17 protein-coding genes and 1 tRNA gene are annotated in these 16,743 nt (G+C 65.3%); 12 read left to right on the forward strand and 6 right to left on the reverse strand.

Translation table 11 applies throughout. The annotated features are described in order from the left end of the window. Positions 1-10 precede the first annotated feature (10 nt). Complete coding sequence (locus tag Q0082_RS15605; RefSeq protein ID WP_298194382.1) at positions 11-2,464, reverse strand: heavy metal translocating P-type ATPase; 2,454 nt, start codon at positions 2,462-2,464, stop codon at positions 11-13. A 268-nt stretch (positions 2,465-2,732) separates the two neighbouring features. Here Q0082_RS15605 and Q0082_RS15610 point away from each other — a divergent pair, with 268 nt between their 5' ends. The 5 genes from Q0082_RS15610 to Q0082_RS15630 all read left to right on the forward strand — a co-directional run bounded on the left by Q0082_RS15610 (position 2,733) and on the right by Q0082_RS15630 (position 7,968). Continuing rightward, positions 2,733-2,927 carry a heavy-metal-associated domain-containing protein gene (locus tag Q0082_RS15610; protein ID WP_298194383.1) on the forward strand — a complete coding sequence of 65 codons (195 nt, stop codon included), beginning with the start codon at positions 2,733-2,735 and terminating at the stop codon, positions 2,925-2,927. A gap of 93 nt (positions 2,928-3,020) precedes the next feature. Continuing rightward, positions 3,021-4,763: a copper resistance system multicopper oxidase gene (locus Q0082_RS15615; RefSeq protein WP_298194385.1), complete on the forward strand. Its 1,743-nt coding sequence runs from the start codon at positions 3,021-3,023 to the stop codon at positions 4,761-4,763. Then, complete coding sequence (locus Q0082_RS15620; RefSeq protein ID WP_298194387.1) at positions 4,760-5,698, forward strand: copper resistance protein B; 939 nt, start codon at positions 4,760-4,762, stop codon at positions 5,696-5,698. The genes Q0082_RS15615 and Q0082_RS15620 overlap by 4 nt, the downstream gene beginning before the upstream one ends. Positions 5,699-5,719: 21 nt before the next feature. Further along, positions 5,720-6,100 (forward strand): copper homeostasis periplasmic binding protein CopC, encoded by a 381-nt coding sequence (gene copC, locus Q0082_RS15625; RefSeq protein WP_298194389.1) that lies wholly within the window; start codon positions 5,720-5,722, stop codon positions 6,098-6,100. A gap of 503 nt (positions 6,101-6,603) precedes the next feature. After that, a complete protein-coding gene (locus Q0082_RS15630) occupies positions 6,604-7,968 on the forward strand; it encodes a TolC family protein (RefSeq protein ID WP_298194392.1) in 1,365 nt (454 codons plus the stop codon). 5 nt (positions 7,969-7,973) lie between these two features. On the opposite strand, the gene Q0082_RS15635 is transcribed toward Q0082_RS15630, so the two are convergent. Further along, a complete protein-coding gene (locus tag Q0082_RS15635; RefSeq protein ID WP_298194394.1) occupies positions 7,974-8,771 on the reverse strand; it encodes a hypothetical protein in 798 nt (265 codons plus the stop codon). 154 nt (positions 8,772-8,925) lie between these two features. Between Q0082_RS15635 and Q0082_RS15640 the strand changes: the two genes are divergently transcribed. Next, complete coding sequence (locus Q0082_RS15640) at positions 8,926-9,510, forward strand: hypothetical protein (RefSeq protein ID WP_298194396.1); 585 nt, start codon at positions 8,926-8,928, stop codon at positions 9,508-9,510. Positions 9,511-9,999: 489 nt separating this feature from the next. Here Q0082_RS15640 and Q0082_RS15645 read toward each other — a convergent pair whose 3' ends face one another. The 3 genes from Q0082_RS15645 to Q0082_RS15655 form a co-directional block, all read right to left on the reverse strand. Further along, positions 10,000-10,515, reverse strand: a complete 516-nt coding sequence (locus Q0082_RS15645; RefSeq protein ID WP_298194399.1) for a type II toxin-antitoxin system VapC family toxin — start codon at positions 10,513-10,515, stop codon at positions 10,000-10,002. Continuing rightward, positions 10,512-11,258, reverse strand: a complete 747-nt coding sequence (locus Q0082_RS15650; RefSeq protein WP_298194400.1) for a hypothetical protein — start codon at positions 11,256-11,258, stop codon at positions 10,512-10,514. Before Q0082_RS15650 ends, Q0082_RS15645 begins: the two co-directional genes overlap by 4 nt. Positions 11,259-11,458: 200 nt before the next feature. After that, a tRNA-Gln gene (locus Q0082_RS15655) sits at positions 11,459-11,532 on the reverse strand. Between the two features lie 156 nt (positions 11,533-11,688). Here Q0082_RS15655 and Q0082_RS15660 point away from each other — a divergent pair. The 5 genes from Q0082_RS15660 (at position 11,689) to Q0082_RS15680 (ending at position 15,880) form a co-directional block, all read left to right on the forward strand. Next, the gene (locus Q0082_RS15660; RefSeq protein ID WP_298194403.1) at positions 11,689-12,996 is read left to right on the forward strand and encodes a Ppx/GppA phosphatase family protein; all 1,308 of its coding nucleotides are present in this window, start codon (positions 11,689-11,691) and stop codon (positions 12,994-12,996) included. Further along, complete coding sequence (locus Q0082_RS15665) at positions 12,993-13,664, forward strand: RlmE family RNA methyltransferase (protein ID WP_298194404.1); 672 nt, start codon at positions 12,993-12,995, stop codon at positions 13,662-13,664. The genes Q0082_RS15660 and Q0082_RS15665 overlap by 4 nt, the downstream gene beginning before the upstream one ends. 81 nt (positions 13,665-13,745) lie before the next feature. Then, complete coding sequence (locus Q0082_RS15670) at positions 13,746-13,982, forward strand: DUF2312 domain-containing protein (protein WP_298194406.1); 237 nt, start codon at positions 13,746-13,748, stop codon at positions 13,980-13,982. 65 nt (positions 13,983-14,047) lie between these two features. Continuing rightward, positions 14,048-15,379 (forward strand): amidohydrolase family protein, encoded by a 1,332-nt coding sequence (locus Q0082_RS15675; RefSeq protein ID WP_298194408.1) that lies wholly within the window; start codon positions 14,048-14,050, stop codon positions 15,377-15,379. A gap of 3 nt (positions 15,380-15,382) precedes the next feature. After that, entirely contained in the window at positions 15,383-15,880 is a 498-nt protein-coding gene (locus Q0082_RS15680) for an arsinothricin resistance N-acetyltransferase ArsN1 family B (RefSeq protein WP_298194410.1), read from the forward strand. Here Q0082_RS15680 and Q0082_RS15685 read toward each other — a convergent pair. Further along, on the reverse strand, positions 15,877-16,461 hold the full coding sequence (locus Q0082_RS15685) for a CPBP family glutamic-type intramembrane protease (RefSeq protein WP_298194412.1): 585 nt from the start codon (positions 16,459-16,461) through the stop codon (positions 15,877-15,879). The two genes, Q0082_RS15680 and Q0082_RS15685, sit on opposite strands and share 4 nt — an antisense overlap. Before the next feature lie 46 nt (positions 16,462-16,507). Here Q0082_RS15685 and Q0082_RS15690 point away from each other — a divergent pair. Further along, a partial coding sequence (locus Q0082_RS15690) for a hypothetical protein (RefSeq protein ID WP_298194414.1) occupies positions 16,508-16,743 on the forward strand: 236 nt, incomplete at its 3' end.

Below are 16,743 nucleotides of genomic sequence, written 5' to 3' on the forward strand. Positions count from 1 at the left end.
CCCGCACCGCTCATGCCGGCGCCTTGAAGCGGCGAAGGCGCAGGGCATTGCCGAGTACGAAGACGCTTGATGCCGCCATCGCAGCAGCCGCTACCACGGGCGAGAGGAGCAGGCCCCAGCCGGGGTAAAGCGCACCGGCGGCGACCGGGACGAGTGCGATATTGTAGGCAAAAGCCCAGAACAGGTTTTGCCGGATGTTCCCGATGGTCGCATGCGACAAGGCAATGGCGGTTGCCGCACCGTTGAGATGGCCAGACATCAGGACGATATCGGCGGATTCAATGGCGATGTCAGTGCCCGTGCCAACCGCAAGACCGACGTCAGCGGCGGCCAGCGCCGGTGCATCGTTGATGCCGTCGCCGACGAAGGCGATGTGGCCATAGGCTGTCTTCAGGCGCCGGACTGCCGCCACCTTGCCTTCGGGCAGGACCTCCGCGACGACTTCGTCGATTCCGAGCTCGCGGGCGATGGCATCGGCTGTCCGGCGGTTGTCACCGGTGATCATCGCAACCTTGAGCCCAAGCGCATGGAACGCCTTGATCGCTGCAGGGGTGCTGGGCTTGATCGGATCGGACACTGCGATCACTGCCGCAAGCCGGCCAGCGATTGCCGCATAAAGCGGCGACTTGCCCTGCGTCCCGAGCGTCTGCGCGAGATCGGCAAAACCCTCTGTCCCGATGCCGAGTTCGGCCATGTAGCGCTGCGAGCCGACCTGCACACGCTTGGCATCGACATTCGCCTCAGCGCCGAGGCCGGTCCGGGACTGAAAGTCTCCGGCCGCGGGGATAGTCAGCATCCCGGCCTCGGCTGCCGCAACGATGGCTCGCGCGATCGGGTGCTCCGATTTCGCTTCGACGGCTGCAACCAGCCGCAGCACATCTTCACGTTCGAACCCGTCGGCGACGGCAAAGTCGGTGAGCGTCGGTTTGCCTTCGGTAAGGGTTCCGGTCTTGTCGAGCGCGATCACCTTCGCGTCCTTGAGCGATTGCAATGCCTCACCCTTGCGGAACAGGACCCCCAATTCCGCACCGCGCCCGGTGCCGACCATGATCGAGGTGGGTGTGGCCAGCCCCATGGCGCAGGGGCAGGCGATGATCAGCACCGCAACGCCGTTTACCAGCGCGAAGGTCAGCGCAGGCGGTGGTCCGAAGGCCAGCCAGGCAAGGAATGTGAGCGCGGCGGCTGCGAAGACCGCCGGGACAAACCACATTGTCACCCTGTCGACCAGAGCCTGGATCGGCAGTTTCGCGCCTTGTGCCTCTTCCACCATGCGGATGATCTGGGCGAGCATCGTTGCCTCGCCCACGGCGGTTGCACGCAGGGCAAGGGCGCCTTGCTGGTTGACGGTGCCGCCCACCACAGCCGAGCCTGCAGCCTTGGCGACGGGGATGGGTTCGCCGCTGATCATGGCCTCGTCGACGAAACTCTCCCCCTCGACGACGGCACCATCGACCGGGATACGTTCGCCCGGTCGCACGTCGACGATATCGCCTGCGGCGACGTCCGAGACGGGCACTTCCGCCAGCCCCCCGCTGCGCCGCACCCGCGCGGTCCGGGCCTGGAGACCGATGAGGCGCTTGATGGCTTCCGACGTGCGTCCCTTTGCCCGCGCCTCGAGATAGCGTCCGAGCAGGATCAGGGTGACGATCACCGCAGCCGCCTCGTAATAGACGTTCACCGTGGCATCGGGCAGCAGTCGGGGTGCGAAGGTCGCAACAAGCGAATAGCCGTAAGCGGCTGCGGTTCCGACTGCGACCAGTGAGTTCATGTCGGGTGCGAGGCGCAAGAGGGCTGGTACACCCTTCTTGAAGAAGCGCAGGCCGGGCAGCGCCAGAACCAGCGACGTGAGAACGAACTGGAGTATCCAGCTGTTTTCCATCCCGATCGTCGCCATGATCAGACGATGCGCGCCGGGAATGGTGTGACTGCCCATTTCGAGCACAAAGACCGGCAAGGTCAGGATCGCGGCAAACGTCAGATCGCGTTTGATCGCCTTTAGCTCGGCCACCTTGCGTTCGCCGGCTTCGGCTGCCGCAGTCTCGTTGCCGGCAGCAAGGATGCGTGCTGCGTAACCCGCATCCGCGATCGCAGCGATCAGAGCGAGCGGCTCCGCGCTGCCTGTCACGCTTGCGCGTTCGGTGGCGAGGTTGACGTTGGCCATGGCGACACCGGGTACGCCCCGCAGCGCCGCCTCGACACGGCCTACGCAGGAGGCGCAGGTCATGCCCTCGACCGCTAGTTCGTAGCGTTCGGATGGCACATGGTAGCCTGCTGCTTCGACGGCGCTCGCAATGCTTGCGCGATCAACCCCGTCCGCAGCAACGACCGTAGCCCGCTCCGTGGCGAGATTGACGCTGACGGAGCGCACGCCTTCGACGGCATTGATCGACTTCTCAACCCTGCCGACGCAGGAGGCACAGCTCATCCCCTCGATCGGGATGGTGAGCGACGACTCGCCGATCATTGAGTTTTTTCTATTCTTTACAGAATTTTGCATGACGATAACCTTGGGCTGAGCCTGTTTCGTCCTCACCATCTGCATCTTCCCATCGTGGGAAGGTAAAGGGAAATATTCCGCATCCTGCCCGGGCGCGATTCAAGTTTGGCGATGGGGCTTGTTTCACGGCGCTATGCGCGTTCCCTTTCGGCCTGCTGCAAAATTGCCGCTTGACCTTACAACGCTGGGAAGCCGGACAAGGTGCGTCTCTCCAAGACGAATCAGGACATTCAACGTGAAATTCCGCATTGCAAACATGACGTGTGGCGGTTGCGCCAAGTCCGTTCGCGAAGCGATCGCTTCGGTGGATCCGCACGCGGACGTCGGCTTCGACATGCCGAACCGGGTGATCGAATTTGAAACCGGGGAGAACAAGCATCAGTTCACCCTTGCTCTGGCATCTGCAGGATACCCGGCGGTCAGTATCTGAGCCGATACCGCACCCTCGTCCCGATCCAGCAGGTGGAAGCGGGACAAGGGTGCGGAGGCAAGGACAGCACCGCTTCACATCAAGGCAACCACAATGAGCCGCTTCTCCCTTTCATTGACCCGGCGCGGGCTCATCGCCACTTCGGCGAGCATCGCGGCAGCCTCTGCGCTTCCAGCATGGGCGCAGGGTCACAGCATGCATCGCGGACGCAGTGGCGGGCTGATCCGGCCTGGCTTTGACCAGGTCTCTGGCGCAGTGATCGATCTGGCCGTGGGCGCAGGCGAGCGCGTGGTGCAGGGGCGAAAGGGCCACGGCATTGCCGTCAACGGCAGCGTGCCGGGGCCGCTGATCCGCTTGCGCGAGGGGCAGCGCGTGCGCCTCAACGTCACCAACCACCTGGAGGAGGACACCTCGATCCACTGGCACGGGCTGCTGGTGCCTTTTCACATGGACGGCGTGCCGGGGATCAGCTTTCCGGGGATCAAGCCGGGGCAGACGTTCACTTACGAGTTCCCCGTCCGCCAATCGGGCACCTACTGGTACCACAGCCACTCAGGGCTTCAGGAGCAGCAGGGGCATTACGGTCCGCTGATCGTCGACCCGGCAGGCGCAGAGCCTGTTCAGTTCGACCGCGACTACATCCTCCTCCTCAGCGAGTTCACGCCGCTCCACCCGCACAAGATCATGGACCGGCTGCGCAAGGGCGAAGGCTACTTCAACTACCAGCAGACCAGCTGGGCCGACGATTACCCGCTCTCCGCAGCCGACCGGCGGATGTGGGCCGAGATGCGCATGCTCCCGACCGACATCGCAGATGTGACGGGATCGACCTACACCTACCTCGCCAACGGGCGGGGGCCCAGGGAAGGGCTGGAATTCCTCTTCACTCCCGGCGAGCGGGTGCGCCTGCGCATCATCAACGGCGCTGCGCAGACGTTCTTCAACGTGCGCATACCGGGCTTGCCGATGACGGTCGTTGCCGCCGACGGTCAGAATGTGAAACCGGTCGAGGTCGACGAGTTCCAGATGGGTACCGCCGAGATCTACGATGTGATCATCGAACCTCGCGCCGAAGCCTACACGATCGTCGCGGAAAGCATGGACCGTTCAGGCCTGGCGCTTGCCACGCTGGCGAGCCGGCCCGGCGCGCGCGCGCCCATTCCCCCCCCGCGCAAACCCCCGGTTCTCGATATGGGCGACATGGGCATGAACCATGGCAACAGCGGAGGCAGTCACGGCGAGCACGGCGGCGGCGCGCACAGCATGGCGGGCATGAAAATGCGCGACACGCTGCTGTTGCCGCCCGACGTGAAGGTCGGCCCCGGGATCGACATGGTTTCCATGGCGCCCGTCGACAAGCTCGGCGATCCGGGTCTCGGCCTGCGCGATGTGGATCACCGGGTGCTCAATTACCGGATGCTGTCGGCTCTGGAGCCCAATGCTGACACGCGTGAACCTTCGCGCCTGCTCGAGTTGCACCTGACCGGCAACATGGAGCGTTACATGTGGTCCTTCGATGGCGAGATGTATTCCGCCGTCAGCGACAAGCCGATCCGCTTCGCCTGGAACGAGCGGGTGCGCGTGAAGCTGGTCAACAACACCATGATGGCGCACCCCATCCATCTGCACGGCATGTTCTTCGAACTGGTGAACGGCGAAGATCCCGCGCATCAGCCGCGCAAGAACATCGTTATCGTGCAGCCCGGTGCAAGTGCGCAGTTTGATCTGACCGCGAACGAACCCGGCGACTGGGCGTTCCACTGCCATCTGCTCTATCACATGCATGGCGGGATGATGCAGACGGTGACCGTCATGCGTCCGGAGGCGGGTGCATGAAGGCGCTGATTGCCCTCATTGCGCTGTTTGCCGCCGCGCCGCTGGCCGCACAGGATATGCATGCAGGGCACGTCATGACGGCCCCGGCGCAGGATCCACAGGCCGGACAGGCCATGCCGGAAGCGGCGCCGGATCCGCACGCCGGGCACGAAATGACCAAGACCGACGCGCCCGTCTCGCCGGGACCACAAATGGAAACCCCGCCTCCGCCGGAAGCCGGGAGCGGGCCGCCGCGCGCTGCCGATGCGATCTGGGGCGCCAACGCAATGGCGGCCTCGCGCGACGACCTGCGCCGCACACACGGCAGCTTCCCTGTGTTCTGGTTTCAGGGCGACCGCATCGAAACCCAGGCGCGCAAGGGCGGGGACATCTACCTTTGGGACATCCAAGGCTACTACGGCACCCCCACCAGCCGCCTGTGGTTCAAGAGCGAGGGCGAGGGCAATTGGGGCTCAGCTCCCGATGATGCAGAGGTTCAGGCGCTCTACTCCCGGGCCTTCAAGCCCTTCTGGGATTTCCAGGTCGGTATCCGCCACGATATCGCCGGGCCCGGCACCACCCATGCCGTGATCGGCGTGCAGGGCCTTGCCCCCTACATGTTCGAGATCGACGCCGCGTTGTTCCTTTCCACTCGCGGCGACCTGACCGCTCGGATCGAGGCCGAAGTCGACCAGCGCATCACCCAGCGCCTGATCCTCCAGCCGCGCGTCGAGGCCAATCTGTCGGCGCAGGACATTCCGCTGCTCGGCGTCGGGGCTGGACTTGATCAGATCGAGTTCGGCGCGCGGTTGCGTTATGAGTTCAGGCGCGAGTTTGCTCCCTATGTTGGCATCGAGCATTCATGGCGCACCGGACAGGGTGCAGATTACGCCCGCGCCCGTGGGCAAAACCCATCTGTCACGAGCTTCCTCGCCGGCATCCGTTTCTGGTTCTGATCAGCACGAAGGATAATGACCATGAGAGCCTCTTCTCTTCTTGCCGCCGTTGCCCTCTCCCTGCTCGCTCCAACTGCCGTGCTCGCCCACGTGCAGCTTACCGCCTCGACACCGGCTGCGGGCGCTCAGGTCAAGGCGCCCAAGGCCATCACACTGACCTTCAGCCAGCCGGTCAATCCGCCGAGCGCCGCCACCAGCATTGTCATGACGGGAATGCCGGGCATGAAGGACCACGGCGAGATGGCTATCCGCAACTTCACCGTTAGCTGGTCACCCGACGGCAAGACGCTGACGCTGGCATTGAAGAAGTCCCTTCCTGCAGGCTCCTACGACGTGCGCTGGCAGGCCGCCGCGGCGGATGGCCATGCCATGGCCGGCAAGATCAGCTTCGAAGTACCCTGACGTCTCCCGCTCTTGCGGTCTGCGCGTTGCGGTCCTCGTTGGCTCGTCTTCGCGAGGAGGGGATCAGCGCCTGGCGGGAATCAAGGTGCCTCGGGCGGATGGCTGATCTGCGCCGTTTCGGCCTTTCGCGTGGCAGCCGTTGCGCACAGGTCTTTTCGCTGACCAGGCTTTGGCCAGTTCGAGCCAGTCCGCTTGCCGCCGATAGCTAACGACGTCTCACGTCCCCGCTCCATTCGATAGGTCTAGAGCCGCGCAGCAGGGCTGGCGTCGACCGAGTTGGTCGCGACCGGCAACCCGATGGTGGGCGACTGTGATGCGGAGAACACAACATGCTGTGCTGGCGTGGACACGTCGTCATGCTCCCGTGGCTGGTGGCAGCGACAACCCTGAGCGGGTGCGCCACTCCGGGCGCCCATCTCGCACCGCTGGCTCCAGACAGGCCATGGGCGCCTCGCACGAGCACGGCCGGGGAAATATTGCCAGCGCCTGCCCGTCAAGCAGGCGTGACGGGTGGCTTCGTCCTCCCGGCCAATCCGGCAGTTGCGGTGCTGCACGAGGCTGCGCGGACCGATCCCGACCACGCCTATACCTTGCCCGAGCTTGTCAACCTTGCCCATTCTGCCAACCCGCGCGCCCGGGCTGCCTGGCAAGATGCGCGCAGTGCCGCAGCTGGAGTAGACCTCGCACGCGGCACCTACGGGCCTCGGCTTGCCTTTACCGGGGCTGCCGGCGGGATCGCGAGCAGTTCCAGTCTCACCGCGCTTGGCCAGCGAGGCGATAGCGAGAGCGATGGCGCCAGTGCCGTTGCGACCTTTTCTCTCGAATGGCTGCTCTACGATTTCGGCGAGCGTGCGGCGCTCGTGAACGCGGCGCGCCAGCAGTCGATGGCCGCCAACATCGCCTTCACGGCCGCGCACCAGCAGATCACGTATCAGGTTGCGCTTGCCTATTACGATGATGTGAGTGCGCGGGCACGTTCGGCAAACGCGGACCGTGCGGTTGCACTGGGTCTCGAGATCGAGGCAGCGGCAAAGGCACGGCTCCAACAAGGGGTCGGCACGGCGGTCGAAGCTGCGCACGCTCATCAGGCGACAGCGCAGCTGCGGCTGGGCGCCGTCGAGGCACATGCGCTGGTCGCCGACAGCCGGCTTCGGCTCCTCACCGCGATCGGGCTGCCACCTTTCGCACGGCTGCGCCTTGCCGATGCCCCGGAACGCAAGCTCACGACGGATATGGCGGACATGGCCGAGCAGGCGGTGGCCTATGCGCTGTCTCGCCGACCCGATACGCTGGCGGCACTTGCCGCGCGCAAGGCAAGCGAGGAAGGCGTGCGGGCGGTACGGGCCGATTTTCTGCCCAAGGTCTTTGCGGCGGGCAGCGCGACGCATGTCGAGGGCTCGCGCACGATCAGCAGCTGGTCCGGTTCCGGGGGCGAGACTCCGAGCCTTGCCCTTTCCGGTGCGCGCAATAGTGCAGCACTTCTCATCGGCGTGCGCGTGCCGCTGCTCGATGGCGGTATGCGCGCGGCGCGGCTCGCCCAGGCGCAGAGCAGGGCCGAAGCAGCAGCCGCGCGGCTGGAAGACACGCAAGACCGCGCCGTGCTCGAGATCGTCATGGCGCAGAATGGCCTGCGCAGCGCGCTGGAAGCCAATGTCGCAGCCGCAGAAGCGCAGGCGGCTGCGCAGACGACGCTCGATGCAGCGCTCGCCGCCTTCCGCAGCGGGGCCGGTGCGATCACTGCGGTGCATCTGGCGCAGCAGCAAAGGCTTGCCGCTGATAACGCGGCGGTGGCAGCGCATGCGGCGGCGCTGCGGGCGGCGGCTACACTTGCGCTGGTAACCGGAGGGCTGGGCGAAGCGCCCGACTGAGCGTGTCAGGCTCCGAGCACTGCGCGCGCCTTGCGAACATCACCGTAGCGCACATCGCCCTCGATGCCGGCGAGGACGGGCTCGAGCAGGCGCAAGGCGTCTTCACGGGGCAGATCCTGCGCAAGTGAGGTTGCGGCGCGCAGGGCCCAAAGCTTGCTGCCCTGCTCCTCCGCCAGCGCCAGGGCCCGCCTGAACAGCGCTTGTGCCACTTCAGGATGGCCCGCTTGTCGCCGCGCTTCGCCATGGGCTCGCAGGATTTCGGCAGTGGCCCAATGCGGCGCGCTGGCCTCGGCGCGCGCGGCCGCCTCTGCGTCACACCAGGGAGCGAAAGTGGTAATGAACATGATCCTGTCGTGCGGCAAAGGTGGCTGCAGCCCCAGTGGCGGCGGAGAGAAACCAGCGCGCAGATCGAGGATCCGCAAGAACCAGGCTGCCAGTTCGGCCATATAGGTAAAGCGGTTGTCCTCCGCCTCGCGCGCGAGCCTCTGGACATAGGAGCGGGCAAGATCGTCCAGACCCAACCAGAGCGCAACCGGGCAGGCGAGACTGCTGACGAGATAGCAGAACGAGGCCGGATTGCGCAGGCGCGCGCCATCGCGCACCGCCTCTTCCACCAGCGCAAGCGCGGTATCGAACCGCCCGGTGATTGCCATGGTGAGCGCGTGGTTGCCGCGCGTCACGGTGGAATGATCGTAGCGCAGAACCGCGCCATAGGCCGTTTGCCCGCTGAGCCCCGCCATCAGCTCGGTGCCGATGGCCTCGGCTTCCGCGAGCAGCCCCACGCGAAACGTCATCAGGCCCATCACGCGCAGAGCGAAGGTTCTGAGGACAGGATCTTTCGCGGGGGCCTAGCGCGGCAACATGCGCAGCAGCGGCGAGATCGAAGCTTGAGCGGAAGCAGCCTAGCTGGCCGAGCATGCGCTTGACCTGTCCGCGCTCAACAGCCGGGCAGAGCAGTTGAAGGCAGAGGCAGAGGAAGCCTTGGCAGCCGTCGACCGGGCAGAGGCCCGTTGCCGGGAGATCGGCAATATCCTCGCCAATGCGCTCGAGCTTGCTGGCCAGACCGTGGCGGACGCCCTCTTGGCCGGCGATGATGCCACGGCGGCGGCAGGGCTTGCGCCGGGGCGTGACGCGCTCACTGCAGAGCGGGACACCCTTCGCCGGGCCATCGCTGAACTCCAGGAGCGGGAACGCGGCCTTCGGCGTGAGATCACGACGACAGCGGATGAAGCGCAGCGCCAGATCGAAGCGGCACTATCGCCCTTGTCTGAAGCTCTTCGCAGATCCGCACAGGAAGCAGCGCGCCAGATCGTTTCGATTTTCGCGGACGCGGCGGCATTGGCGGACACCGCGCCGTCAATGGTGCGCGTAAAGCTGCCGACCAGGCAGGCCGTCGAAGGCTTGGCGGGGATGGATAGGCTTCTCGACTACCGCCGCACAGTCCCGGTTTCCTCGGGTGTGATCGACCTGCAGCACGCCATCCGCAAGGCAGCGCCAGCCGTGCGCCTTGGCCCGGTGCGGGTGCAGAGCGCCATGCCGTGACACGATAGCCGAAGCCGGTAATCCTTTCGCGCCGGCAGAGGCGGAGGGCCGCAGCGTGGGAGTGCGCTGCGGCCCTTTTTGCATCTGCGATCGGCACGAAACTGAAACTTCGGACTCTCGGATTGCCCAAAACCGGGGTGTGACGCTTTTTTTGGGGCCTCCAAGCGCTTAAGCCCCCGGAATGCCGTGGGTAGGACCCGCGTTTTTGCTGCCAGGTGCGCCACGGTGGGCGCTCAGAGGCGCAAGGGGCTTCGACCCTCCCGTGTCATGGTCGACCGGCCGCACACGCTCAGCGGGCTCCCTGCGACCAAGCATGGCAGGTGCTCCAAACTGCAGGTGCAACCCGCGCTTACCCTGCCTCACTCGATTTTGTTCTGTCGCAGATTTCCGCCACTTTCAGCCCTCCTAACTGAAGGTTCGCGATCGCCTGCACGGTCCGCGGACCTATAGTTCCGACAGGTTATCTGCAGTTTTGATCGATGCCGTTGCCTAGCCTTCGTCCAAAGGCAGCGACCCTTGATCGCTTTGCGGAGGCAGGGGAAGTTCCGCCAAGGTCCGGACTGTCAACGATGTCGGCGCAATGTTCCGAATGTCTCTGTCATCCGCAATGATTTCGTCGCAGCCCTCTACGATCGCGATGGCGACGATTTGCTCGTCGAACTTGGCCTTCGCCCTCGTGCCTCCCTTGGCACGTCTAGCTCGCTCTCGGCTGAGTGCAGCGCATTCAACGGCAGCCATCTGATCAAACGCCGCGATCCGGATTGTTCGCTTGGCGGCGATACCGGCCAGCCAATCTGGACCTGCCGCCCCTGCCTTAACCAGCACCTCCGCTAGTACCGGCGTTGGTATTACGAGCCGCCCTCCCGCTCGGGAGATAGTGTCGATGAGGTGATTGATCCGTTCCCGGCAATGCGAGGTGCGCTCGCCCGTTGTCGGATCCGGCCGCGCTGGCAGGTCTGGGTCAATGAGGTGAAGCAGCACCCCGCTATCAACGGCGACGATCAATGGCGCGCGCTTTCTTCGCGCCGCTCGTCGGCAAGCTCTTGAAGCGGATCTTCGACATTCCGCCAATCGCCGATGCCAACGTTCCTCAGAACTTCAATTGCTTCGCTTAACGGAGTGTCGTCCAAGGCAGCGAGGCTATCGATCCGAAACCGCCGAAGCTCCCAACGCCCCTCGCCGTTCCTGTGCCAGGTTCCCTCGCCCTTGAAGCGTATCGGTCCGCTCCGAAAGTACTGAGCAAGCTCATGGGCACGAGAGGCTGGCGCTTCGAGAGAGTAGGAGCGCTTTCCGTCGACCACGCCAATATGCACGGTAGAGTCGCGACCCTCGATTCGGAAGATTTCGCCATCGATCACGCCGGCCTGCTTCACGGGCCCGTACACCATCGGACGTGGACGGTTCCGACCCTCGAAATCGACATGGATCACATTGGTCCCGGACACGAAGAGGCGTCCCGTAGCGTTGTCGTCGCGAAGCATATCGTCGATGCGCGCATAGGCCTTTGCTTCTGCGTCAGTCGCTTCTCCGATGGAGATGCGATGGACACGAGCGACAACCTTAGGCGCGGCCTCATGATCGGCACGGGCACAAAGCAGCGTGGAGCCCTCTTCAATCGAATCAAAGTGGACACTACCAGTTTCGCCAAGGAACTCGCCGAGAGCCGTCAGATACTCTCCCAGCCGGGCCAATGGCATCGTGGTCGGGGAATAGCTGTCAGCAATCCGCAACGTAAATGTCTGTGCCATCGATCATGCTCCAACGCTCTCATCGCTCTATGGCTCGCATTTGTCGATATCGAATGAACGAGACGAAAATCCAAGCGCGTCCAGCCAAGCCCATACCTGAGCACCACAAGTGTTTACTGCGATGAGGGTTCCAATGAGGGAACGGAGATTCTCGCCACGGCAAAAATGATCGCATATTCAATGCGATAGCCGGTGGTGAGTGGATGCCCCGCGAGGATTCGAACCTCGATAGACGGAATCAGAATCCGTAGTCTTGCCGTTAGACGACGGGGCAACGGAGGCGCGCCTTTAGGCGGCGCTTTGGCCCAAGTCAAGCGAGGCGGGTGCGCGTCCAGCGCCAAGCTTGCCCCGAAGCCGCAGGATCGCTAGAGTGCGTGTCAAGTACCTGCCGGGCAGTCCCTTGGCGGGAAAACATAAGCGATTGGTAGACATGGCGGAATTCGATCCGCTGGCGCAGCAGCGCAAGACGCGGCCAGGCAAGCGGCGGGGGCGCAGAATAGCGTCTCGCAGCAAGCCCAAAGGGGCCCGTCCTGCCCCCATAGCGTCGGCCAGCACCCCTGCCGGGCCCGAAGCCAGTGTTGTCGCGCAGCCCGAAACGCGGGCGGCAGCCAGTCTTGCCATGAGCGCACCCTCGCCCGTCGTCTCGAGCCCGCCCCCGCTGGAGCCACCGCGCGCGCCCTGGCAGAAGACGCCCCCGTTCCACCGGCAGGCCTATGCCGCGATCGATCTCGGCACCAACAATTGCCGCCTGCTCATCGCGCGGCCTTCGGGCGATCACTTCATGGTGATCGATGCGTTCAGCCGCGTCGTCCGGCTGGGCGAAGGCCTCGCGCAGTCCGGCCGCCTGTCCGAAGCGGCGATGGACCGCGCGCTTGGCGCGCTCCACATCTGCGCCGACAAGCTGCGCAAGCGCGGCGTCCATCTCGCCCGCTCGGTCGCGACCGAGGCCTGCCGCCGCGCCACCAACGGCGAGGCGTTCATCGAGCGCGTCCACCGCGAGACAGGCATCCGGCTCAATATCATTACCGCCGAGGAAGAAGCGCGGCTCGCCGTGCTGGGTTGCCACATCCTGCTCGAACCCGGCTGCGGCCCGGCAATGATCTTCGATATCGGTGGCGGTTCGACCGAAATGGTCCTCGTCGATACCAGCGATGCGGTGCCGCGCATCCTCGACTGGCAATCGGTGCCCTGGGGCGTCGTCTCGCTCACCGAAAGCATCGGCCCGATCGAACTCACGCCCGAAGCCCGCGCGTCGGCCTATGGCGAAATGCGCGCGCGGATCACCGATGGGTTCGCCGGGTTCTCCGAGCGAGTCACCCTCGCGCGCCAAACTGCAGCTGCCAATGGCAGCCTGCGCCTCCTCGGTACGAGCGGCACCGTCACCACGCTCGCCAGCCTGCACCTCGGTCTGCCGCAGTATGACCGCAGCGCGGTCGACGGGGTGATCGTGCCCACCGCCTCGATGCGCGAGATCAGCCAGCGCCTTGCCCATATCTCGCCGGCCGAGCGCATCGCCGTCCCCTGCATCGGGCGCGAAAGGGCTGACCTCGTCGTGGCGGGCTGCGCGATCCTTGAATCGATCTTCGATATCTGGCCCGCCGAGCGGCTCGGCATTGCCGATCGCGGCATCCGCGAAGGTATCCTGCGCAGTCTCATGGCGGCGGGCGGACTGGGCGACCGGCGCGCGGCAGAAGCAGTTCAGGCGTCCAAAAGCGCACATGCGGGCGGCGCATCGTGAGCCGCAGCGGCCGTGACCCGGGCACGCGGGTCAAGACGGCGCGGGGCCGCACCGCCTCGTCCAACCGCTGGCTCGCGCGCCAGCTCAACGACCCTTATGTCAAGCAGGCCAAGGCGGAGGGCTGGCGCAGCCGCGCCGCGTTCAAGCTGATCGAGCTCGATACGCGCTTCAGCCTGCTCAAGGGCGCGCGCCGCGTGGTCGATCTCGGCATCGCGCCGGGTGGCTGGGCGCAAGTCGTGCGCAAGCAGGCGCCGCAAGCCGAAGTGGTCGGCATCGACCTCTTGCCCGTAGAGCCGATCGAGGGCGTGACCATCTTCGAGATGGACTTCATGGCCGATGAAGCCCCTGCTGCGCTTCTTGGCGCGCTCGGCGGTGCGCCTGACCTCGTCATTTCGGACATGGCCGCCAACACCGTGGGCCACAAGGCGACCGACCATCTGCGCACGATGGGCCTCGTCGAAACCGCGGTCGATTTCGCGGTCCAGACGCTCGCCCCCGGCGGCGCCTTTGTCGCCAAGGTCTTTGCCGGCGGGACGGACGGCGAACTGCTGACGATCCTCAAGCGCAACTTCAAGACGGTGAAACACGCCAAACCACCCGCGAGCCGCAAGGACTCCTCCGAGTGGTACGTGATCGCGCAAGGCTTCAAGGGCGGAGAACAGGCGTAAACTTTCCACAGGCGGGGTTTTGCGCGAATCGGTCTGTCGGCCCTAACGGAGCCAACCTTTTCTGACCGGAGACCCTACCCCATGGCCGATGCCGCCGACGACCGCCTGCGCCTCCTGATCGAGCGTATCGAACGCCTCGAAGAAGAAAAGAAGGGCATCGGCGACGATATCAAGGACGTCTACGCCGAGGCCAAGGCGGTGGGCTACGATCCCAAGATCATGCGCCAGATCGTCCGCCTCAGGAAGCTGAAGCCCGATGATCGCCGTGAAATGGAAATGATTCTCGACACCTACAAGAACGCGCTGGGCATCGAATAGCAGCGCTGGACGCGGGGCGATGAGGCGCTAGGCTGCGGCAGGACCTTTTGCCGGAGCCAAACCCGATGCGCCTTTCCCGCCCCGCCCTGCTTGCCGGTTTCGCCGCCCTGATCGCGGTTGCCGCCCCGGTTGCAGCAGCCGAGACAGCGGCCAAGCCGCAGCCCAAGGTTGTCTACCTCCACGCCGGGCAGCTGCTCGATCAGCCCGGCAAGCCTCCGCGCGGCGCCTCGACCGTCGTGATCACCGATGGCGTGGTCACCAGCGTCAACGACGGAACCCTGCCGGCGCCGGCGGGCGCGACCACGGTCGAACTGGGCGACGCCTTCGTGCTCCCGGGCCTCACCGACCTGCACGTGCACCTCTTCAGCGATGGCGATCCGACGCGTGAAAGGCTGGAGCAAGCCACCCGCGACCGCGAGGACTATGCCTATCTCGCGGCGCAGCACGCCCGGCAGACGCTGGAGGCGGGCTTCACCACCGTGCGCGATCTGGGTGGGCCGCCGCGCGGCATCCGTGCGCTGCGCGATGCGATCGATGCGGGCGAACTGCCTGGCCCCACCATCATCAACGCCGGCACGATGATTTCAGTCTCGGGCGGACACGGCGATAGCGGCGGGCTCAACGAGGAGAGCTACGGCGCTTTCGCTCCGCATGACTACAAAAACCTCTGCAACGGCGCAGACGATTGCCGCCGCGCGGTGCGCGAGCAGATCCGGCTTGGCGCGCAAGTGATCAAGTTTGCCGCGACCGGCGGCGTGCTCTCCAATGTCGCGGGCGGGCTCGGCCAGCAGATGACCGACGCGGAGATGAAGGCGCTGATCGAGACCGCGCATGGCTTTGGCCGCAAGGTCGCGGCGCACAGCCATGCCGCCGCCGGCACGATGGCGGCAGTCAATGCGGGCGTCGATACGATCGACCACGGCACCTTCCTTGATGAACCCACGATCAAGGCCATGATCGCGCATGGTACTTGGCTCGTGCCGACCATGCTCGCGCCCGAAACCGCTGTGGCGCAGGCCCGCGCTGGCCTCTATCCTCCTGCGGTCCTGCCCAAGGCCGAAGCGGCTGGCGCTGCCGAGCGCAAATCGCATGAGCTGGCGATCAGGATGGGCGTGAAGGTCGCGTTCGGTACCGACACCGGCGTCTCGAAACACGGCGACAACGCGCGCGAGTTTGCGCTGATGGTCCGCGCCGGGATGACACCCGCCGCCGCGATCGCCGCCGCCACGGTGAACGCCGCCCAAGCGCTGGGCCGCGAGGACACCGTAGGCCGCATCGCACCTGGCATGCCGGCCGATATCATCGGGGTGCACGGCGATCCGCTCACCGACGTGACCCGTCTTGAGCACGTCGATTTCGTGATGAAGCGCGGTGCGGTGATCAAGCAGGTCCCCTGACCGATGGCGGAAGGGCTGACGATCCGCGATGCTCGCCCGGAAGACGCAGCCGCCTGCGCCGCGATCTATCGCCCGCATGTCGAGGGCAGCTGGGTGAGCTTCGAGCTGGACGCGCCCGACGCCGAGGAGATGGCGCGCCGCATTGCAGACTATGGCGCAAGCCACGCCTGGCTCGTGGCGGAACGTGATGGCGCGATTGCCGGCTATGCCTATGGCAGCACGCACCGCACCCGCGCGGCCTATGCCTCATCCTGCGATGTTGCGATCTATGTGAGCGCCGACTTCCCCCGCGCCGGGATTGGCCGCGCGCTCTATGGCGAGCTCCTTGCGCGGCTCAAGGCCAAGGGCTTCCATGCTGCCTTCGCCGGTATCGCGCAGCCCAACCCGGCCAGCGTCGCGCTGCATGAGGCCTGCGGCTTCACCCCTGTCGGGATCTACCGCGAGGTTGGCTGGAAGATGGGCGCGTGGCGTGATGTCGGCTGGTGGCAGCGGGTACTCTAGCCACCCAGCAGCGCGAGGCTGACCGAAATGCCATTGGCCGCCGCATGGATCAGCATCGAACCGAAAATCCCGATGCGCATCCGCGTATAGCTCAGCGTCATTCCGGTCCAGATCTGCGGCAGCACCATCGGTAGCAGTGCCCACGAGAAGCGCGGATAATTGCTGAGGTGCGAGAGGCCGAAGACCACGATCGACAGCCACACCAGCACCGGAAACGTCCGTTCGAACCCCGGCACGACCCCGCGCCGGCGCAGCCACCACCAGCCAGCGGGCGCAATGAGCCCCATGCCGAGTACGGCCAGGCTCGCCTGCACTTCGTAGACGTGGAAGTTGACCATCGCGAGGAAGCCGGCGGTCACGAAGCCGCACAGCACCAACCACAGCGCCCGGACCCTTCCCGTCAGCCAGCCGCGAAATGCCAGTTCCTCCGCCACCGGCGCCACCACCACCACGAAGGGCACCAGCATCACTTTGGAGACCTGATCGAACGCTTCGGGCGAGGGCAGCGCAAGCGCCTTCTGCCACAGCCCCAGCAGCGGCAGCAAAACGAGCAGAAGCACCACAAGGTGCAGCGCCAGCATGGTGCGCAGGAACTGCCCAGCTCCGGACGCGCGCAATCCACTGGGCGTGAACATCCAGGGCCGGGCCAGCCAGACGGCAAATTCTTCGAACAGGGCTCTCATCGCATCCCTGATGCCGCAGCGCGGGTTAAAAGGGCGTGTGCGCACCCGATTGCCGCCACAGCGCGTCTCGGCTAGGGGAACCGCCAAAGTCTCACCAGAAAGCTACAAGCAGCAGACCATGGCAGGCCATTCCAAATTCAAGAACATCATGCACCGCAAGGGCGCGCAGGACAAAAAGCG

This window comes from Novosphingobium sp. (genome assembly GCF_027489515.1).
Lineage (GTDB): Bacteria > Pseudomonadota > Alphaproteobacteria > Sphingomonadales > Sphingomonadaceae > Novosphingobium.